The organism is Maribacter chungangensis (genome assembly GCF_042676845.1).
Classification (GTDB): Bacteria; Bacteroidota; Bacteroidia; order Flavobacteriales; family Flavobacteriaceae; genus Maribacter; species Maribacter chungangensis.
Genome location: NZ_JBHTHY010000006.1, coordinates 426068 through 446453 on the forward strand (window position 1 = coordinate 426068; position 20386 = coordinate 446453).

The 20386-nt window shown below is 39.3% G+C and carries 18 protein-coding genes and 1 pseudogene; 7 read left to right on the forward strand and 12 right to left on the reverse strand.

Translation table 11 applies throughout. The annotated features are described in order from the left end of the window. Window positions 1-49: 49 nt before the first annotated feature. Window positions 50-1477, forward strand: a complete 1428-nt coding sequence (locus tag ACFQZJ_RS09895; RefSeq protein ID WP_379934234.1) for a pyridoxal phosphate-dependent decarboxylase family protein — start codon at window positions 50-52, stop codon at window positions 1475-1477. A 245-nt stretch (window positions 1478-1722) separates the two neighbouring features. Here the strand turns inward: ACFQZJ_RS09895 and ACFQZJ_RS09900 are convergent, their stop codons facing one another. The 3 genes and pseudogenes from ACFQZJ_RS09900 to ACFQZJ_RS09910 form a co-directional block, all read right to left on the reverse strand. Next, window positions 1723-2880: a PQQ-dependent sugar dehydrogenase gene (locus ACFQZJ_RS09900; protein ID WP_379934235.1), complete on the reverse strand. Its 1158-nt coding sequence runs from the start codon at window positions 2878-2880 to the stop codon at window positions 1723-1725. 82 nt (window positions 2881-2962) lie between these two features. After that, window positions 2963-4276, reverse strand: a pseudogene (locus tag ACFQZJ_RS09905) (DEAD/DEAH box helicase). Window positions 4277-4281: 5 nt separating this feature from the next. Then, window positions 4282-5613: a DEAD/DEAH box helicase gene (locus tag ACFQZJ_RS09910; RefSeq protein WP_379934236.1), complete on the reverse strand. Its 1332-nt coding sequence runs from the start codon at window positions 5611-5613 to the stop codon at window positions 4282-4284. Between the two features lie 438 nt (window positions 5614-6051). On the opposite strand from ACFQZJ_RS09910, the gene ACFQZJ_RS09915 reads away from it, so the two are divergent. Beyond that, on the forward strand, window positions 6052-7074 hold the full coding sequence (locus ACFQZJ_RS09915; protein WP_379934237.1) for an adenosine deaminase: 1023 nt from the start codon (window positions 6052-6054) through the stop codon (window positions 7072-7074). A 346-nt stretch (window positions 7075-7420) separates the two neighbouring features. Here ACFQZJ_RS09915 and ACFQZJ_RS09920 read toward each other — a convergent pair whose 3' ends face one another. The 5 genes from ACFQZJ_RS09920 to ACFQZJ_RS09940 form a co-directional block, all read right to left on the reverse strand. Next, entirely contained in the window at window positions 7421-7870 is a 450-nt protein-coding gene (locus ACFQZJ_RS09920; RefSeq protein WP_379934238.1) for a KTSC domain-containing protein, read from the reverse strand. Window positions 7871-8107: 237 nt separating this feature from the next. Continuing rightward, window positions 8108-8947, reverse strand: coding sequence for an MORN repeat-containing protein (locus tag ACFQZJ_RS09925; protein WP_379934239.1), 840 nt, complete (start codon window positions 8945-8947; stop codon window positions 8108-8110). A 24-nt stretch (window positions 8948-8971) separates the two neighbouring features. Then, window positions 8972-9793 carry a DUF2490 domain-containing protein gene (locus ACFQZJ_RS09930; RefSeq protein ID WP_379934241.1) on the reverse strand — a complete coding sequence of 274 codons (822 nt, stop codon included), beginning with the start codon at window positions 9791-9793 and terminating at the stop codon, window positions 8972-8974. Then, window positions 9790-11667, reverse strand: coding sequence for a hypothetical protein (locus ACFQZJ_RS09935; RefSeq protein WP_379934242.1), 1878 nt, complete (start codon window positions 11665-11667; stop codon window positions 9790-9792). Before ACFQZJ_RS09935 ends, ACFQZJ_RS09930 begins: the two co-directional genes overlap by 4 nt. Window positions 11668-11908: 241 nt before the next feature. Then, window positions 11909-12100, reverse strand: a complete 192-nt coding sequence (locus ACFQZJ_RS09940) for a cold-shock protein (RefSeq protein ID WP_379934243.1) — start codon at window positions 12098-12100, stop codon at window positions 11909-11911. A gap of 325 nt (window positions 12101-12425) precedes the next feature. Here ACFQZJ_RS09940 and ACFQZJ_RS09945 point away from each other — a divergent pair, with 325 nt between their 5' ends. The 5 genes from ACFQZJ_RS09945 (at window position 12426) to ACFQZJ_RS09965 (ending at window position 16534) form a co-directional block, all read left to right on the forward strand. Further along, the gene (locus ACFQZJ_RS09945; RefSeq protein ID WP_379934244.1) at window positions 12426-12581 is read left to right on the forward strand and encodes a hypothetical protein; all 156 of its coding nucleotides are present in this window, start codon (window positions 12426-12428) and stop codon (window positions 12579-12581) included. Between the two features lie 102 nt (window positions 12582-12683). Beyond that, a complete protein-coding gene (locus tag ACFQZJ_RS09950; RefSeq protein ID WP_379934245.1) occupies window positions 12684-12938 on the forward strand; it encodes a hypothetical protein in 255 nt (84 codons plus the stop codon). Window positions 12939-13107: 169 nt separating this feature from the next. Next, window positions 13108-13536 carry a PH domain-containing protein gene (locus ACFQZJ_RS09955; RefSeq protein ID WP_379934247.1) on the forward strand — a complete coding sequence of 143 codons (429 nt, stop codon included), beginning with the start codon at window positions 13108-13110 and terminating at the stop codon, window positions 13534-13536. Window positions 13537-13670: 134 nt separating this feature from the next. Beyond that, on the forward strand, window positions 13671-14780 hold the full coding sequence (locus tag ACFQZJ_RS09960) for a serine hydrolase domain-containing protein (protein WP_379934250.1): 1110 nt from the start codon (window positions 13671-13673) through the stop codon (window positions 14778-14780). A 218-nt stretch (window positions 14781-14998) separates the two neighbouring features. Further along, window positions 14999-16534 carry a phospholipase D-like domain-containing protein gene (locus ACFQZJ_RS09965; RefSeq protein WP_379934252.1) on the forward strand — a complete coding sequence of 512 codons (1536 nt, stop codon included), beginning with the start codon at window positions 14999-15001 and terminating at the stop codon, window positions 16532-16534. Window positions 16535-16584: 50 nt separating this feature from the next. On the opposite strand, the gene ACFQZJ_RS09970 is transcribed toward ACFQZJ_RS09965, so the two are convergent. From ACFQZJ_RS09970 to ACFQZJ_RS09985, 4 genes are all read right to left on the reverse strand, one after another. Then, the gene (locus ACFQZJ_RS09970; protein WP_379934253.1) at window positions 16585-17382 is read right to left on the reverse strand and encodes an alpha/beta hydrolase; all 798 of its coding nucleotides are present in this window, start codon (window positions 17380-17382) and stop codon (window positions 16585-16587) included. Then, window positions 17369-18253 carry an alpha/beta hydrolase gene (locus tag ACFQZJ_RS09975; RefSeq protein WP_379934254.1) on the reverse strand — a complete coding sequence of 295 codons (885 nt, stop codon included), beginning with the start codon at window positions 18251-18253 and terminating at the stop codon, window positions 17369-17371. The genes ACFQZJ_RS09970 and ACFQZJ_RS09975 overlap by 14 nt, the downstream gene beginning before the upstream one ends. A gap of 123 nt (window positions 18254-18376) precedes the next feature. Beyond that, window positions 18377-19471 (reverse strand): magnesium/cobalt transporter CorA, encoded by a 1095-nt coding sequence (gene corA, locus ACFQZJ_RS09980; protein WP_379934255.1) that lies wholly within the window; start codon window positions 19469-19471, stop codon window positions 18377-18379. Window positions 19472-19516: 45 nt separating this feature from the next. Then, window positions 19517-20302, reverse strand: coding sequence for a tRNA pseudouridine synthase A (locus tag ACFQZJ_RS09985; RefSeq protein WP_379934256.1), 786 nt, complete (start codon window positions 20300-20302; stop codon window positions 19517-19519). Window positions 20303-20386: the final 84 nt, after the last annotated feature.

Consider the following 20386-nt stretch of genomic DNA (forward strand, 5'->3'; position numbering starts at 1 on the left):
TGGGCGGTTTTTATTTGCACATATTCTTGCAAGCATCTAACTTTAGCCGATGAAAAAACCGCTTTTACACCAGGTGTACGACACCGATATGTTTCGGAAAAAAGGCCATGAACTGATCGACCAATTGGCCGACCATCTAGAGGATAAACTCCGGCAAACATCCAAAAACGCCATTCATTGGAACGAACCGGATACCGAATTGGCCTTTTGGGAGAACTTTCTTAAAAATGGCGTGGAGAACCGATTATTCCCGGAAATCATCAAAAGGACTACCTACATACACCATCCGCATTACATAGGACACCAAGTAACGCCCACCGCGCCCATGACCGCTTTAACGGGCATGATTAGTTCCTTGTTGAACAACGGCATGGCCGTCTATGAAATGGGAATGTCCCCTTCCGCTATCGAACGTGTCGTTACCGATGTACTGTGTAAAAAAATAGGTTATGATACACACTCCGGTGGCTTCCTTACCTCCGGTGGAACATTGGCCAATTTAACCGCCTTGCTTACTGCCAGAAAAGCAAATGTCGAAGCTGATATTTGGAACGAGGGCTCGCAACAGCAATTAGGCATAATGGTTTCCGAAGAGGCACACTATTGTGTGGATAGAGCGGCCAAGATTATGGGGCTTGGGGAACAGGGCATCATTAAAATTCCGGCTACGACCGACTTTAGAATGGATACTGCACTATTGGAAGAGACATACGCGGAGGCAACGAAAAAAGGCATCCATATTTTCGCCATTATTGGCAGTGCCCCGAGCACGGCCACAGGCATGTTCGATGATTTGCAGCAAATAGCAGACTTCGCAAAAAACAAAAAACTCTGGTTCCATGTAGATGCTGCCCATGGCGGTGCCGCCATATTCTCTCCTAAATACAAACCACTATTAAAAGGTATAGACCAAGCGGATTCCGTAGTCATAGACGGACATAAAATGATGATGATGCCCGCCCTAACCACGGCATTGTTATATAAGAAAAGTGTACATACCAATGTAACCTTTAGTCAAAAAGCAGACTACCTTTTAACCGAATCCGAACTCGAAGACTGGTGCAACTCGGGTAAAAAAACCTTTGAATGTACCAAGACCATGATGAGCATTCATTGGTTTACCATGCTAAAATTATATGGAGAAGATGTTTTTGATGCCTATGTGACCCATTTGTTCGACATGGGCGAACACTTTGCGGGGGTTATTTCGGAACATCCGCATTTTGAACTGGCCGTACAACCTATGTCCAACATCGTTTGTTTTAGATTTATAGATGCCAAACTATCGTCTGAAGCCCAAAATAAACAAAACGAAACTATCAGAAAAGCCTTGTTGGAAGATGGCGAATTTTATATCGTACAAACTAAATTAAGAGGTGTTCACTACTTGAGGGTAACGATAATGAACCCGTTTACGACCGAAACTCATTTTAACAACCTACTGGATAAAATTTGTGTACTAGCCGATAATATCTAATCAATCTATTTCTAAAAAAAATATTTGTGACTTCCAATACTTAGAAAAGGTGCCTTATACTATGATTGCGAAAAGTGTACGGAGTGACTAAAAATTGTACTGCTAAACGGACTTTTTGCACTTTTTGCTGCAAACCGGACAAGGCATTGTAAAGAACAATCTTACGGCAATAGGCAAGAGTATTTTCGCAATAGAGGCCTATTTAAATATTACTTGAACACATAAAGCTATCGGCCACTAAAAAACTACTCTGAGTTCCTAAGCGCAAATTTATATATCGTTCCTCCAAAATCACAGACATAAAGTTCGTTCTCATTGTCCGTTCCAAACGATGCTATGCTCAACCTAGGTTCCAGTAAGAGCGCATTGGTAGCATTAGCTGTGTCCAGCGCCCAAATACGCCCACTAACAAAATCCCCATACACATATTTTCCAACTAAAGAGGGCAGCTCAGTGCCACGATAAACAAAACCACCCGTTACGGAGCGGTCACCGTTGTCATGGCCGTACTCAAAAATAGGAGCTTCCAATCCTGTTGTTTCACAATCTCCTGAAAAACAGGAGTTACCTTCGAAAATTCTCCAACCGTAATTACCGCCCGACACAATCGTATTTATTTCTTCACGCGCACCTTGGCCCACATCTGCGGCCCATAGTGAACCATCTTGGACATCAAAACTCATACGCCATGGATTACGCAGTCCATAAGCAAATATTTCGGGTCTAACCGATGCTTCGTTCACAAAAGGGTTCGTTGCAGGTATTGCATAGTTTAATCCATTATCTTCATTATCCACATCGATTCTTAGTATGTTACCCAAAAGATTTGTCCTGTTCTGTGCATTATTATCTGGATCACCTGCGCCCCCGCCATCACCAACGGCAATGTATAAATAACCGTCCGGCCCAAAGGATAACTGTCCTCCATTATGATTGGTTTCCGGTTGTGGTATTTCCAATATAACTACCTCGCTCCCGGCATCTGCAACATTTACATCATCAGATACCGTAAACCTAGAAACTACCGCTAAGTTAGCGTTTGGGGTATAAAAAATATAAAAATAGCCGTTACTACTATAATTAGGATGAAATGCCAAGCCTAACAATCCTTGTTCGCTAGCCGATGAAATAGTTGAAATATTTAAAAAATCCGTAACCGATGTAGTAGTAGAATCATTTTCAAATACTACAATACGACCGCGTTTTTCAACCACAAAAATACGGTCTGTGCCATCATCAGGTGATTGAAGGTCTAAAGGTTGATTGAAAGATAAGTTGGGAAATGGGTTTACAAGAGCGACTTCTTTTCCTTCTTCATCAATAATTGGCGCATTGGTATCGTCAGAGTCACAGGATACAAGACTTGTAAAAACAAAAAGTAAAAGATATTTAATTTTTTTCATAGGTAGTAGGCTTTACTTGATTTACGGAATCAAACGTATCTCGGATTACGGGCATTCTCTTAAAAAATGCTAAAGTTTTAACTTAAAGTACCGTTACCCGTACCTTCTTCTTCTTAAGTCGCGTATTATTTAATATATGCACCAAGGTATCTGCAAGAGCCAACGGGACGGCTACAAAGGCACAATCGTGTTTTAGTTCGATCACCCCAAGTTGGTCCTTGTTGATTCCCCCTTGCTTAAAAAACAAACCGGCTATATCACCTTTAGAAATTTTGTCTTTTCGTCCGCCAGATATAAATAGTGTTTCCCAATACTGTTCGTTATATGCTTCCTTCTTTGAAATTGAAACTGGTTTTTCTTTTGGAATAAAGCTTGGTAAACGTTCTTGACTATGTTGAAGCACGTATGCCGTTCCTTTCTCATTTACACGGGCGGTTCTTCCATTTCTGTGCGTAAACTCTTCTGCGGCTCTAGGAAGCTCATAATGCACGATGTATTTCATTTCTGGAATATCAATTCCTCTTGCCGCTAAATCGGTAGCTACTAGTATTTGGCAAGTACCATTCCTAAATTTAATCAAGGAACGTTCCCGATCTCGTTGTTCCATACCACCAGAAAAACAAGCATGGTTTATTTGATACGCATTTAAATAAGCGCTCACCCTTTCTATACTATCCTTAAAGTTACAAAAGACGATACCTGGTTCATTTCCTATATGCTTAAGTAAATCTACCAAGGTCTTCAACTTATCTTGATCAGCCGAGTACACTGTTTTTATGCTCAGGTTAGACTCGGCCTTTTTATGTAAGAAATTGATAAGAACAGATCGTTCCAAGCCTACAAAATTTGGGATTTTAATTCCTTGAGTAGCCGAGGTCAAAATACGTTTATTCAGCTTAGGGAGTTCATTTATAATAGCATTCATTTCCACTTCAAAACCTGTTTCCAGCGATTTATCGTACTCATCTAAAACGAGTGTTTTTATGTTATCCTTCGAAAAACGTTCTGCATGAAAATGATCAGATATTCTACCAGGTGTACCTATTAAGATAGCTGGCGTATGTTTTAATTCTATTTTATCCTTGGAAATAGCTCTACCGCCATATACCGCATTTACCTTAAACCCGGAACCCATTGCCCTAACTACCTGCTCAATTTGGATGGCGAGTTCTCTCGATGGCACTAAAATTAATGCTTGTACCTCATTACAGCTTGCATCTAAGGAGTTTATAAGTGGTAATAAAAAGGCTAACGTTTTTCCTGTACCCGTAGGGGAAAGTTATACCGTATTCTCGGTTTTATCAATGATTTCCAGTGCCTCCTTCTGCATTGGGTTCAGCTCCGAAATTCCTAACTTTTTTAATATTTCTTCCTGATTCCGTATGTGATTGGCCATAGTTTTTACGGTGTTTCGGGTGATTCAGGTTTTGCATTTGCACTGCCGTTTTGCACTATATAATCGGCTAACACTTTTTCTACGAGTTCCTCTTTCGTCAAATGATGAAAAAGGTTCTTCACTTTGTCCTTGGTTTCTAATGGTATAGTACGATTTGGCTTTGTTTTAAAAATCTTCTTTGCCCACAAAAGCAGGTTTGTTTCATCCCTATCTTTTGCATCCTGTATTTGAACTTCAGTAAAAACAATACCGAGCTCTTTTTCAAACTCCGGGATATCGATGCGTTCTTCTTTTTGTATAATACTTAACGAAACTCCGTTTGCCCCTGCCCTAGCGGTTCTGCCACTTCGGTGTACGTAGGCATCATAAGTGTCTGGCAAATGGTAGTTTACCACATAAGAAGTTTGTTTTACGTCTATACCACGAGCCGCTAAATCCGTAGCTATTAAAATAGCTATAAAACCTTCGCGAAACTGCCCCATAATACGATCCCGTATACCTTGGCTCAAACTTCCATGAATAGCTCCTGAAGAGAATTTATTGATGGCTAATTTTTTTGCCAGTTTATTAACCGCAGCCTTTGTCTTACAAAATATGATACCACGTTCCCCATCCTTAGAATTTAAGAAATGTAGTAAGACCTCTAATTTTTCAATAGGCTCTACCACAACATAGGTGTGTTCTATTCCTTTATGGCCAGTCTGTTCCATATCTGCAGACAAATGCACAACATGTTTGGACATGTAATTTTGTATCATTTGTTTTACTGCACCGGTTAAGGTTGCCGTAAACAAAAGTGTTCTTCTCTTTTTAGGTATTTCAGCTATTACAACATCAAGATCTTTTTTTAAGGAGCTAATCATTTCATCGGCCTCATCTAGCACCAAAGTGCTAATATTCGTAACATTGACTGCTTTGCGTTGTATTAGGTCTATTAGTCTACCCGGTGTTGCTACTAGCAGATGTGTGGTTTTCGATAGCCGATCTATTTGAGGTTTTATAGGGATTCCGCCGCAAACATAAGCAATGGATAGCTCCGGTATAGTTGATGAGAACGATATTAGGTTTTCATATATCTGCTGTCCTAATTCTCGTGTTGGCACCAATATTATTGCTTGTACGTTGTTTTTTTTTAGGTCGATCAACTGTACTATCGGTAAACCAAAAGCTATCGTTTTACCAGTACCCGTTTTAGCCAAACCAACCACATCTTCCTTTTGCTTTAATAGCACTGGTATGGTTTTCTTTTGAATATCTGTAGGAACGGAAATCTGTAATTTGGCAAGACTTTTTAAAAATTCTGCAGCTACACCTAATTCAGCAAATTGTTTTGACATGTGAAACGTTTGCGCAAAGATAGTTACACCGAATCTGGAAATCTGGTAAATGAGTTGATAATTACAGGATGAGGGAAATGAAGTCATTTAAACTTTTTCCGTTAGCTAAAAAATTGCTCTTTTTCACCCATTTTTTGTCTTTTTTTCTTTCCATAGCATAGCTATGGAAAGAAAAAAAATCTTCAAAGGTTCAAAAAATTTCTAATTTTCGCTTGAACGCGAAAAGTTTAAACCACTTCAATATTAAGATTTAATTTCCCGTAGGATTAACTTCTGGCCGAAACAAAAACTTAATTCGCTTATATTGTTGATATTTGAATTTAGGGCCAAAACGATAATGCCTGGACTAATTTTATTTTTTTGTGCCAAATTTAAAAGTGCACATCGAAAGGATTATTTGTTCGCATACGATCATTAACTAAATTTTTCTGCACATATATGCAATCAACCGAATTAAAAAAAGTTATTCAAGGTATTCCAAAAGCGGAACTTCATTTACATTTAGAGGGAAGTTTTGAACCAGAACTTATGTTCAAAATTGCAAAGAGAAACAAAATCGTTTTAGATTATGCTTCTATTGATTCATTAAAGGAGGCCTATAAATTCAATAATCTCCAAGAATTCCTAGATCTTTATTACATTGGCGCACAAGTATTGCTTCATGAGCAGGATTTTTTTGATTTAACCTGGGCTTATCTAACTAAAGTACATAGTCAAAACGTGGTACATGTCGAGGTTTTTTTCGACCCACAAACGCATACGGACAGGGGTGTCCCGTTTGATGTTGTTATTACGGGTATTCATAAAGCACTCGAAAAGGCAGAACACGAATTACATATTTCTTACAGACTTATCATGTCCTATTTACGGCATCTTAGCGAAGAGGCAGCATTTAAAACGCTAGAATCTTCCCTACCCTATAAAGACTGGATAGACGGTGTAGGCTTGGACTCCTCCGAGTTAGGAAACCCTCCCAGTAAGTTTGTCAATGTATTTAAAGCCTCTTACAATTATGGTTATACATTAGTAGCGCATGCTGGGGAGGAAGGACCGGTAGACTATATATGGCAGGCATTGGAGCTTCTACAGGTTGTACGAATAGACCATGGAAATAGATGCTTGGAAGATGAAGCCTTGGTAAAACGACTAATTGAAGAAAAGATACCATTGACATTGTGCCCGCTGAGTAATGTAGCACTTAATGTTATCCAAAAAATGGAAGACCATCCTGCCCTAAAAATGTTGGAGATTGGGATGATAGCGACCATTCACTCAGATGATCCTGCGTATTTTGGAGGTTACATGAATGAGAATTACTATGAAACAGCAAAAGCACTGCACTTAAACAATTCTCAACTGAAACAATTGGCCATCAATGCATTCGAAGCTAGTTGGCTTACTAGGGAAACAAAAGAAAAACACATAGCTCACGTTAAAAGCTATTTCAATACGTTACGTTAGTTAGCAGAAAAACACCTATACGATTTTTAAAAATAAAAAGCTCTAGTTAAAAACAACGTTGATTTACCAAATCCTTAAACGTACCGTTTAAAAGGGTTCGCTAATGTTCGAAGCTGTGCGGGCTATGGGTCGCTTACCCATTTTTCTTGACAGGCACTCCTTTTTTTTTGAACAAACCGTTCCCATTATGGTTCCTTCCCCTAGCAGGGGAAGGAACAGAGACCGAAAATGAAAGTGTATAGCGATAATTTCAAAAGGTTCTATTTTGCTTAGTACAACATAAAGCTGTCAATGCAAAATTAGACTACAGCCAAATAAAATAGCTTAACCTTATGTAACCAATACATTATGCCTCTTGCAAGGTACGCTTAGATTTTCTGTACAAGTAATTAGGATAGATGGTTCGTTTTGCAAAACGGTTCAACTTTGGGGAATTTACCATTTTAATATAAATAGGTTTTCTAACTCCAAAATACTCATAAGTAGTTCCGTCCAAGAAAGTGATTTCCAAAACCGAACCATCATGTATATAGTCCGCTATGCCGGAATTCGTAATGGTCTCTGTATAAGCCTCTAGGTTAGCCTCAATAGTTTCTGGGGCAATACTGACTAAAAAGTGGTAGCCGTCAATGATTGCGCGACTTTGTACTTCCGCTTCCTCCCGCTTTGCATCCCCATCTTGAAACGTATCGGGATGCCATTCTTTTACTAAATTTCGGTATGTAGCCTTTAATGTTTTTAAATCGATTTCTTTTTCGATACCGAACAACTTCTTATACTCTGCAATACGTTTCATAGCTCATTTTTACAAGGCGCAAAAGTACATTAATATTATGATGCGCAGCTGCCTTATCTATTTTTTTGTGAAAATTGGGGTAGGAATGACTAATTGGTTAAAGAACCGAAAATCAACGAATTGTCTTTCCGACCAAAGGAGGAAACCCACTCACTGTTATGTGGAGATTCTTCGTGCCTCGGAATGACAAAAAACAGGAGGGAATTTCAATCAATTGAAATGGGTCAAACCCTAACACTACTCCTCTCGCTGCTCTATTAACTTGTCGTTTTTCCAAATTCCTTTGGTTACGACCTCCCCATCCGAACTATAGAAAATTCCGGCTCCGTTTCGTTTATCTTCCGCCCATTGGCCAACGTACTTTTCTCCGCTTGGCCAATAATAGGTTCCTAATCCAGATCGTTTATCCTTAGCATAGCTACCTTCGTAGTATTCTCCATCAGGCCAGTAAAATTTACCTTCTCCGTGTCGCTCGTTATCCTTCCACTCTCCTTCGTAGCGACTGCCCGTATCTAATACTGCTATTCCGGCGCCATTGGCCTTTTTATTCTTAACCTGACCCACGTAGTGTAACTCGTTGTTTTTTTTACTTTTGAATTGCAGGTATTCACCAAATGATTTTTGCTCCAACTGTCTTCGTAACGCGTTAAGCTGTACTTGCTTTTTTTCAATAATAAAATTAAGGGAATCGTAGCGATTCAAAGCCATTGAACTCATCACAGTTGCTGTTAAATTCGAATCATTTGTAGTAGTATCGATTTTAATAATCGAGGCACCGGTCTTCAACTCGGAAAATTTTTTGGCAAGTGCTATACGCAACTCTAAACTTCTGTTGTCTCTATTCGTTTCGAAAGATCGTTTGTACGCGTTTAATGCACCATCAATATCTCCGGAAACTAAAACAGAATCAATTTGAAATAAATTGTTATAATCGGTCAGTTCGTTTTTAACCGTATAAAGTTCCTTGTTACGCTGTTGTAAATCATATTCCAGACCTGTACTTCTGAACATAAAAAATACAGCAACACCGGTGGCTACAATAAGTAAACTATAAGGTATGGCTATTCTTTTTTTCATTCGTTGTTTCATATACGAAGAGGATTAGTCATCTAGATGTATTGCGGGCAGTTTATTCCTAACCTTTCTAAAATCCGGAGAAAAATACATATGAAAACGCATGGTCCACCTTTGTTTGAAGATACCTGGATTAAATAGCTCCTGGCCATGTGAGTACATGACGCCCGCTGCAAAGGTAAGTCTCGGCGTAGCTATATATCCTAAGGTAGTCGTTAATCGTAAATCCTCCATAGTACTTCCTACCACTGCTTTGCCGCTTTGCATAATCAATTCGGCCTCTGGCGAAACATAAATGGTTTTCGGGGCTAGTTTAGTGCTGTTCAAAGGAATCTTGGCCCGGAATAGATAACGCCATCGATTTCTAAACGTATATGCGCTATTATCGGCAAAACCTTGTGTCCATCGATGCTCTATTCGAATTCGATGATAGATCATGGCACTGTATAAAGGTTGGGCAAATTGATATTGATGCCAAATACGCCACTCGGGAACTACATTTCTATCCGTAGAACTATCATCTGTATTAAAATTGACACGTGCTACACCACCCAGTCGAAAATCAATCTGTTTGGAATATATATATCCTATAGCATGCCGATTATAAACTTGTGCCACCTGGCCAGCGAATGGGGTGTTCTCCGTTTCCTGAAACCTAAAATGGGTCTGTGCATCCCAAAACAGACGTTTAGAAATACGGATGTTACCATAGGTATTTAGCCAAAGCCTCGTTTTGGGTTCCTGAAAAACAGATTCCTCCGGCAGTAGGGTTTCTTGACCTATCGCAGCACCGATCGAACATAAGAACAAGCCTAAAAAACAGCAGATATGGAGGTACGCATGTTTCATTCCTCCTTACTGTTTTCGACCACTTTTAGCTTGAGCATATCTAGCACCGATAAAGGGTCTGTTTCTTTCCTAAGTTTTCTTTCCAGTTTTTTCGTATCCTCATTTATGAGCTCCAACATACGCCTGTGCAGCGCATCCAAGAGTAGTTTAATATCGTCTACATTCTCACAGCTTAATTTTGTGTTGACCTGATCGAGGAAATACGGAATCAACACATTATGATAGGCCGATGTAATTCGCTTTTTTACCGCCTCGTTCATTAGGGTAGCCATAAACGGATTCCAAATTCTATCCTGATACAATTTAGTAATCTCGTCCGATTGCGCTGGCAAAGCAATGACCGATAATGCTAATTGATGCATGTTTTCATGACATACCACCAACTGCCTGGTAAGTTCCAAATCTTCCTTTGAAGACAAATCGCCAAGATTCTTGACAGTAACCGTTTGTATAGCTGACAGCGCTTTTTGATACGCTAATGGAAGTGTGTTCCCAACGGAATCCATGAGTATGGACAACCTTTTATTCTGTGCCAACAATTGCTCATCCAAAGCCATACGCTCTTGCTCGCGTTCTTGTTTGGATAATTTCACCTTTAGTTTTGCCTTAACAAATTCTAAATGCTCGGCAGTATATTGCGCTAGCATGGCGATGGACGCCATAGTATCATCTTCAAAATCAAATGCTAAAGTTTTTATGGACTTAAAACCGGTACTAGGGGCATTTGACTCGCGTTGCGCTAGGATATCCGAATCGATACCGTTGGGCCATAGGTTCTTTAAAATATCATCCTTGGTAAGAAACTCGATTATTTTATCTTGGTTGTAGGCCACCAGTTTTTGCAATGGAACCAATAGTTCCCTAACCATCTGTGCTAAGCTAGTGTGCAATGCCAGTGCCTCCGCATCCGATAATTTTAAAATATCCAACAAGGTATTGTCCAGGTAAGCATCGCTAACAGCAGTAGCCGCAGTAACGTTCATTTCTATAACGGACAGATGCCCTTTGGAAATTGAATCCACTGGATAGTAGGGAACTCGAACACCAAAATTTGGTGATAGTCCAGAAGTTCCGAGCGCAGTGAGAATGGTCTCTACTTTTTGATAAAACAGGTCATTTTGAGTCAATAAACTTGCGATACTATTCGATTCAGGAATTTGATTATGGGCGGTAGTTAGTTTAATATCTAAAAGACTAAGGAATTTCAGGTCTAATGCTATCGACTTCGTTTCATCTATTGTTGCATTAAAAACGGGAATACTATTCTCTTTCCCGTCTACCTGATTTACTATTTGCTCCAGTACGCCATCGTTAAATAGCCAGCGTTCGCTTGCATCTACTTGATCTATTGTGTAGCGTACCCATTCGTCTTGAGCGAAACCGTTCCGTAAAAAACGCCCCACGAGGACAGCACTATCGTTCTCGATACGAAAATTCTGTTGTGGAGTTCCGTTTTCAAAAGTAATACTGCTTTTAAAAAGGGTCTTTACGATATCACCATCCTTAATGCGCTGCACCGTATAGTTCCAAGACCCGTCGGGCTTTCCCTGTACCATAAGTCCTTGTACCTCCTCTTGCACGCCACTTGCAGAAATTCGATATTGATAATCCACCACCTGAGATTCTGCCCTTGCCTCAAACACACCAAAGCGAAACTTCCAAAACCCAGAGGCTATTCCTTTATCAAAAGTACCTTCTATTAAAAAAGTAGAATCTTTTTTGGTAAGTAAATTTTCAAGGTTGGATTTTTGCATCAAAAACCCACCGTTTAATATAGTATCCTGTTCGTTCAATTCAAATCCGTACGTAGCTTTTCCTTGGTAGTTGAGGAGTTTATAAGGCCCATTGTACTCCCCTTTCTCCTGAGCAAACAAAGCGTGGAGATTGCATAGAAGGATACAAACCAACGTAGGAACAAAAAGATATTTCTTAGATAGCCATAACATGGGGCAAAACAACCAAAATTATTCCGAAATAAGCTGTCTTATCCCGAAAAATTATAAACATATACCTATGGCTTATAAACCAAACATTAGTCATGGGATATATTTAGTAATAAAAAACAAAAGCCCCATCATTGCTGACGGGGCTTTGCTAAACTTTAAAGTGTATGTATTAAATAACCTTTACGTTCACTGCATTTAATCCTTTGTTACCTTCTTGAAGATCGAACTCAACTTCATCGCCTTCGCGAATTTCGTCTACCAATCCTGAAATGTGTACAAAGTGATCTTTTTCAACTCCTTCTTCAGTGATGAATCCAAAACCTTTTGTGTCGTTGAAAAATTTTACTGTTCCTTTACCCATTGTAATGTAATTAAATTTATAATACTTATTTAGTGGACAAAGATGGTGCCATTTTTCTGATATTCAACATTTTAATTGGTTTATTTTAAATTTATTATCTAAATCATTGTTAATAATAACTTCTAATTGTCGTAAATGACGGTCTATCAATCTATTTTTAAGACTCATACAAGTAATTTCTAATGTAATAATGTCCAGTTTATCCAAAAAGATCATAACAGTGCTTTTTATTGATTATACCAACGTTAAATAAAAGGTAAATCCATTTCAAAGCATGGGAGCTAAGATTATGTAAATATCTTTAAGGTAGATATTTTAAACTACCATGAGACAACTAGTGCTTTCTTCTTTGACTATTTTGTGTTGGACCATGAGCTTTGCGCAAGTACCAATAGAACAGCGTAATATTCCAGATAAAAACCCCGGAAACAGACTTTTGCAATACAATATGGATATGCCCAAGGGCGTAAATGGCGAGTAATTTGTTAGTGGTACGGTAGATATTCCAGTACTAAAAGATGTAGCGGTACGATTAGAACGTTTTTATACCAGATTTGGCACCCAAGAACAGGTAACCGCTAGTATGGCGTTCAAATATTTTATTGGAGATGATGTATACACCATTAGCGGCGCCGAAGTAGAATACAACTTACAATCTGGCCTAGCGCCTAAAAACAAGGTAATGACCCGGTTAAATTTCGGTGTAGGACATGAGGTAAAACCTAATCTTTTCTTGGAATTAGGATATAAACCCGGTATAGGTACGGCATCACCAAACGTACTACAAGGCCCTGTTTTCAATAGTCGTAATTCGTTTTCCTTGAAAGCGAAATTTTAAATGAAATTTGTAGCCTGCGCAAGTTTTATCAATTAACAATAGAATTCTTCTTACATATTTAATTCAAACCTTGAAAGGACAGGTAAACGAGAAATTAAATTCCATTTCTTAGATTTTAGTTTTGTATTTTCATAGGGATATTGTTAATCGCTAAATCTATATCGGTACAATGAAATTTAAAAGTAGAAAAGACACCCTTTTTACCCTGATTGTTTTTGGGGTATTGAGTTTCGTTATCGTATTAATCATTACCGGCATACTAAAGGATGAAATGGCCCCAGAAGAACGTTGGGTTATGATTCCCGTTAGTCTAGTTATTGGACTTGTACTTTGGCTCTATTTTGGAACATGTTATGAACTTAACCAAAATGAATTTATATACTGGTATGGCCCATTTAGCGGAAAGGTAAGTATCCATAAAATCCGAGAAGTAGTTAAAGGCAAAACCGTGTATGTTGGATTTAGGCCCGCAACGGCCAGAAATGGGCTAATTATAAAATATGACACCTACGGGGAACTTTACATTAGCCCAGAAACCAACGACAGCTTTATCAAACGCTTATTGGAACTAAAAAGTGATGTCATCATTTCCGAGTAGCTGGGAAAACCTGTATTTTACGTAAACTACCTTGGGGCAAGCCCACGAGGCATTAAATAAGAAAACGATTTTTAATTTCGAGGCAAGCCTCGGAGTATCAAACCCTTTGGCGGTGCCAATGAAAATTATATGTGTTGAAAAACAGTTTACTATCCATTATCTTCCTATGTCTTTTTGCTTGCGATACCAATCGGATACCGTATGCAAAGGATATGCTGGACCGCGAAACAAACACTTTGAAACCGGACCAACTGAATCTTATTTTTGATAACAGCAAGGTATTTCCGGACAACACGCAACTGGCTATTGGTATCATAGCTAACGGGAAAACGTCGTTTTATGGCATAAAAAGGGAAAATGGAGCGCTAATTACAGTTAAGAACGCTAAAAAAGTTTTTGAAATTGGTTCTATTTCAAAAGTTTTTACCGCTACCCTACTCGCCAACTTTATAGTGAAAAGCAAGGTCTTTTTAAACGAGCCTATAAATACCTACTGGGACAACCCCTTCAAGGCTGATAAAAAGTTGACCTTTAAGAACTTGGCCAATCATACCTCTGGACTACCACGCTTGCCCAGCAACCTTGACCTTTTATCGGTTGACCAAGACAATCCGTACAAGGACTATGACGCCAAGAAGTTGGATTTTTACCTTACAGAGGAAATGGAAATGGCAGATGAAACAGAACATCCCTATCTCTATTCCAATCTCGGAGTTGGATTGCTTGGTTTTACACTCTCTAAAATTGAAAACAGCTCTTATGAAGCTTTGTTACAGACCTATATTACCGAAAAGTTTAACATGCCGCAAACCACAACCCTACGTAATATCGTTGCATCCAATATGGTACAAGGGCAGGGTCCGAATGGTAAAAGTGTCCCCAACTGGGATTTGAACGTATTGGTTGGAGCTGGTGGCATTTTATCTTCGGTTACCGATCTGTCAACTTTTGCTTTGGCACAATTTGATGCTTCACAGGTTACCTTGGCACTTACCCGAAAAAAAACAGCCAATGTAGATGAACGGACAGCTGTTGGTTTGGGCTGGCATATCGTTAAAAATGATAAAGGGCATCACTGGGTAAGCCATAGTGGCGGCACCGGTGGTTATAGTTCTTCAATGTTATTGGATATTACGGATAAAAACGCCGTTATCATTCTTTCCAACGTATCCGGTTTTAACGACTCCGCTGGGAATATAGAGGCACTAGCTTTTGCATTGATGCACACCTTGGAAGCAGAATAGCACGTACCTAATACATGCGACTGAAACACCTAGGCACAATCATTTTGGTATGTGTTTGGAACTTATGTTATGTTCAAGGTACAACAAACGCCTTGCAAGGATTAAATGATATATAAGCGATTCACGGCCAATAGCGCTTTCCATTTGTGCAGTAGCCCAAGGAAATTTGCAACATAAATGGCTGTTTAAACGTTATAACTGCACCAATCAACGCTACTATGAATCGTTTTTTACTTTTCTATTTGCTATCCTTATCCATACTTCTGCTCTCTTGCAAGGATAGAAAGGGAATCCTTCCGGAGCATACCAGCTTTTGCGACTCCATTAAACGAAAAACCACAACAAGCCTATCCAAAGAACTGGCCACGCTCAACGATAGCATGAAAACCCAAACGGGCGTATACGTTTTGGAAGATGGCGGTGGTGCCATGATTACCCGGGCTTGGCTTACCGAGTCTGCCGAAAAAAGCATAGACATTCAATATTTCATTTTTTCCTTGGACAATGTTGGACTAATTGCAATTGATTATTTGGTACGTGCGGCTGATAGAGGTGTAAAGATAAGGCTGCTTGTAGACGACCTCATGGTAGATGCCGATATTGAAGACATACTCATACTGGATTCCCATAAGAATATTGCTATCCGGGTATACAATCCGGGTGTAAACCTAGGGAAGAACATTGTTCAGAAACTTGGCACTTTTGCCACAAAATTCCGTTCCGCCAACCTACGTATGCACAACAAAACCTTTATTGTGGACGGGAAGGTACTAATTACAGGCGGACGCAATATAGCGGACGAATATTTTGATTACGACCATGAGTATAATTTCCGTGACCGCGATGTGCTTTTGTTGGGCAAGGGGACCAAAAAAGTACATACGTCTTTCGAGGAATTTTGGAACAGTGAACTCAGCGTGCCAATTGCCCAAATGGTAAATGACCCACAGCCGGAAAAGCAAGACAAAAATCGCTTTGACCGTTTGCACGAATATGCCTGTAATCCAGAAAATTTCTGGCCGCAAATACGCGAGAAGATCGCAAGGCTTCAAGAAGCGTTTCCAAGCATAAAGGCATCCAATAAATTGGTATGGGTAGATGAGTTGGAGTTTGTATCCGACCAACCGGGAAAAAACGATGGCAACAGCGGACTTGGAGGAGGTGGAAAAACGACTACTAGACTCATAAGACTGATTAAAAACGCCAAAAAAAGCATTGAAATTCAAAGTCCGTACCTTGTAACTACCGAGCTATCGCAGCAATTGTTCAAAGACGCGGTAGACCGTGGGGTAAAGGTGCGTATTTTGACCAATAGCCTTGCATCTACGGATAATTTGGAGGCCTTCGCGGGATATCAGTCCACGCGTGAAGCTTTGTTGAAAACAGGAGTGCGTATTTTTGAGTTCCGGCCAGACGCTGCTGCACGTATGCAAATTATGACGGGTGAACTTCAAAAAACGATAAACTATACGCCCATTTTTGGCCTACACTCCAAATCTATGGTGGTAGATAGTGAAATTACGGTAATAGGTACGTTTAATCTGGATCCAAGAAGTGCCAACCTAAACACCGAATGTGTAACGATAATCCACTCTGATCAAGTGGCTCAAAATGTCCTAGTAGGGATAGAGAAAGAATTTAACCCTGAAAATGCGTGGGAAACGACCTTGGAGTTTAATCCCGATAGTAAGGTAGATGCCTATAAACGCATAAAAACTTGGACACGCAAAATACTTCCAAAGGATATTTTATAATGGTTTTACCCGTCTTGGAATTTTAATAATAAACTACAAAATCTGTCCAATCATGGAAGTACTTTATTAATGCCTTCATGATATTGCGGAAAGGAAATAAGATTGTTATGATCGCCTTCTTCTATGGTGAAAAAGGTTTTACGACCATGAGGTATGGCCTTGAACAGCTTTTCGCCAGATTCATAAGGTACAACGGAATCACTAGTTCCATGAAAAATGGTAATGGGGCAGGACACATCTTGCATAAACTCAAAAGAAGGAAGCGTATACTTTAAGAAAAGGGAAACCGGGAGTATGGGAAACATACTTTTGGCAACATCGAGCAAACTATAGAAAGGCGTTTCCAACACCAATTGTTTTGGATTATTGGTCGCTGCCAACTTGGTTGCAATACCTGTTCCCAATGATCTGCCATAAAGCGTAATCCTATGCTCGTCGTACTGTTCCAAGGCATATTCATAAAACAATTGGGCGTCATCAAATAGTGCTTGAGGACTTAACTTACCGGTACTTTTGCCATAGGTACGGTAATCCATAATAATAACATCGTACTCTTTTTCTACAAAATAGAGTACTATTTCGCCCCAGCGCGATAAATCTCCTGCATTTCCGTGAAAATAGACGAGTACACCTTTGGAATTTGAATTTTTAAAATGAAGTCCATTCAATACAGCTCCGTCTTCGGTTGTTAAGTTAAATTCTTGGTGAGGTAAGGCAAACGAGTACACATAGTCCTGTGGTAACCGGGATGGAAGAAAAATAAGTTTCTCCTGTAAGAAATAGAGCATAAGAGTACTAAGGATATAAAGGCCCGCAAGAATTATGGCCAACTTTTTAAGTCTTCGCATGTTTCTTTTTTGAGCCGTGTTTTACATGGATACTGGAGCCCTCCAAATTTATGGCTTTTGGACGGGAAGTAATGATTTCCGTTAACATTTTGTGATACCCTTCAAAGGTGTTCAAATCTTTATGACCGCCCCCGATCACTGTATGCAAGGTGGTCGATTTTGGGCGTATACGTGATAATTTCACACTGGTGTTATAGGGAATAAGGGCATCATCCGTACCATGGATAATGTGTATGGGACAATTCACGTATTTAAGCCATTTGTAGGTGGGCATGGGAAATTTTATCAAGAGGGATAAGGGCATAAATGGCAAGTAACGTTTGGCTATTTTACTTAAACTATAATATGGGGCATCCAGTACCAACATCCTTGGATTGTTCATGGATGCCAATTTGGTCGCAAAACCGGAACCCAATGATCTTCCGTACAGGATGATGTGTTTTTCATCGACCTTATCCTTTAGTTTGTTATATACAACCTGTAAATCCCTTTTTATAGCCTTTTGGGTACGCCTGCCCGTACTCTTGCCAAAACCACGGTAATCTACCATCACCACGTCATAGCCATGGCGGGTAAAGTCTACTGCAAACTTGCCCCAACCCTTAATACTTTTGGAGTTTCCCTTTAAATAAAAAACGACGCCCTTTGGGTTCTCCGTCTTAAACCGGAGTCCGTTTATAATAGCGCCGTCCCTGGTTTCAATATTGTATTCTTCAATCTCCTGGTGTTCGTAGTAAAACTGAAAATCCTTAGGAAGTTTCTCCGGTTTGAAAAGGAGATAGTCCTGTAAAAAATAGACTAGAATATTCAATGCCACGTAAACGACAAGAACAACGTATAAAATGTAAGTCCAATCAATGGCTGCAAGCATAGGGATTAAAGTACAAAATTTAACGCTAACCATTATCTTTAAATACATTGAAATAATGGCAAACCTATGTTCTAAATTAGCACAGGAACATATTTGTATCTTGGCTGGAGAGCAAAGTATGATCTAAAGCCAATCTTTCTTTTTAAAATACACCATCATACCAATAAAAAGAACGATCATAAGGCCCCAAACATAATAGTAACCGTTTTCCATGTGCAATTCTGGCATGTGGTCAAAGTTCATCCCATATATACCCGCAATGAATGTCAACGGAATAAATATCGATGCCATAATCGTGAGTACTTTCATGACTTCGTTCATCTTATTGCTCATGTTGCTCATATACATTTCCATAAGGCTCATGGACATTTCCCGATATATCTGTAAACTTTCATTAATCTCGAGCATGTGATCCAGCGCGTCCCTCAAAAATAACTTGGTATCTTTTTCAATCAGGGAATTTTCGGAATCTATGAGTCTACTTATCAATTCCTTTACAGGGAAAATCCACCGTCTTATCTTCAATATCTCCTTTTTTAGCTCCTGAATATCCTGCGCCACTATGGGTTTTGGGTTGTTGTAGACTTCATCTTCTAAATTCTCTATCCTTTCGTTAATATGCTCTAAAACCAGGAAGTAATTATCTATAATAGCATCTAAAAGAGCAAAAAACAAGTAATCCGCAGCCCTACTTCTTATTCTACCTGTTTTTGCCGCTATCCGATTTCTTACACCGTTAAACACATCGTCCTCTACTTCTTGAAAAACAAGTACCGTGTTTTCCATAAGCACCATGGCTACGTGCTCTCCTACAATTTCTTTGCCCGTATTTAAATACAACATTCTAAAGACACCAAAAATGTAATCCTCATACTCGTCTATTTTAGGTCTTTGCTCTGTATTTACGGCATCTTCCAAAACTAGGGGATTTAGACCGAATTTGGTGCCAAGGGCCTCAATAAAAGGCTCATCATTAATGCCGATTACATTTATCCAAGCGGTTTTATCGGACGCTTTAATGTCTAATATGTGGGCAATATCTATCGTCTCTTCTTCCATAAGACTATCCCCACTATAAAGTGTAGCGTATACCTTACTTGCCGTTTTATCCTTGGTACCAAGATAACTTATGGTTCCCGGCGCTTTTCCCATTTTGGTATGCACACGCGATACCTGTTTCTTCTTTTTTTGAAAATCTATTTTTCGTTTTAATGGCATAAAGACACTATTTTTTTCTAAAGATACTAAAACCGTATAGCTGCACTAGTCAAAGCTTAGCTTGTTAAGTAACAGTCCCGATCCTGGCGCCACTGTGGTAAACACTACGTTCGAGTCTGCTTTTAGAGACTCCTTGATCTCGTCTATGGACAACTCACCTTTCCCAACTTGGAACAAAGCGCCCATCATCATCCGAATTTGATAACGCATAAATCCTGCTCCGTTAACGATTAAAGCAAAACTTTCTTTCGGGAAAAAATTAGCGGTGAGTATACTATTGGTAACAATTTCGCAACTATATACTTCTCTCACGACCTTGGTATTAGGTTGTAGTTTGGCGGTATATGCAGAAAAATCATGGGTTCCCTCAAATAAGGCTGCGGCCTCTTTCATAAGCTCAATGTCCAAGTTGACCAACACATTTGTTAGGAAAGGTGCGCAGAAGGGATGGTTTTTGCTACCATAAGAAAACAAATAGATATATTCCTTGCTTTTACTTTGCTGAATAATATTGAAGTCCGCCGTTGTTGGTATAATCCCCGTCACCCTAATATCCGAAGGTAAATTTGAATTAAAAAGGTGAATAAATTCAGCTAAAGGCGGGAGTTCGCGTTCTATAACAAAAAGTTCAAAAGCCCCGTCCAAGGAAGATACCTTGGCATCGGTTCTACCGGCTCCCAATATTTTGAATTCCGTATCAGGAAGTATAAATTTTAAGGTTTTTACCAACATTCGTTCAATGGTCAGCTGCCCGGGCTGCTTTTGCCAGCCGCTAAACCGGAAACCCAAATATTGTAACCGAACAATATAGTAAAATCGTTTTTTCTGCATAAAACCTTCTCAGTCTTTATCTGTAAATAACTGATAACAATATAATTATCTTGAAAATATTAAAATAGACGGTTATTTTTATAA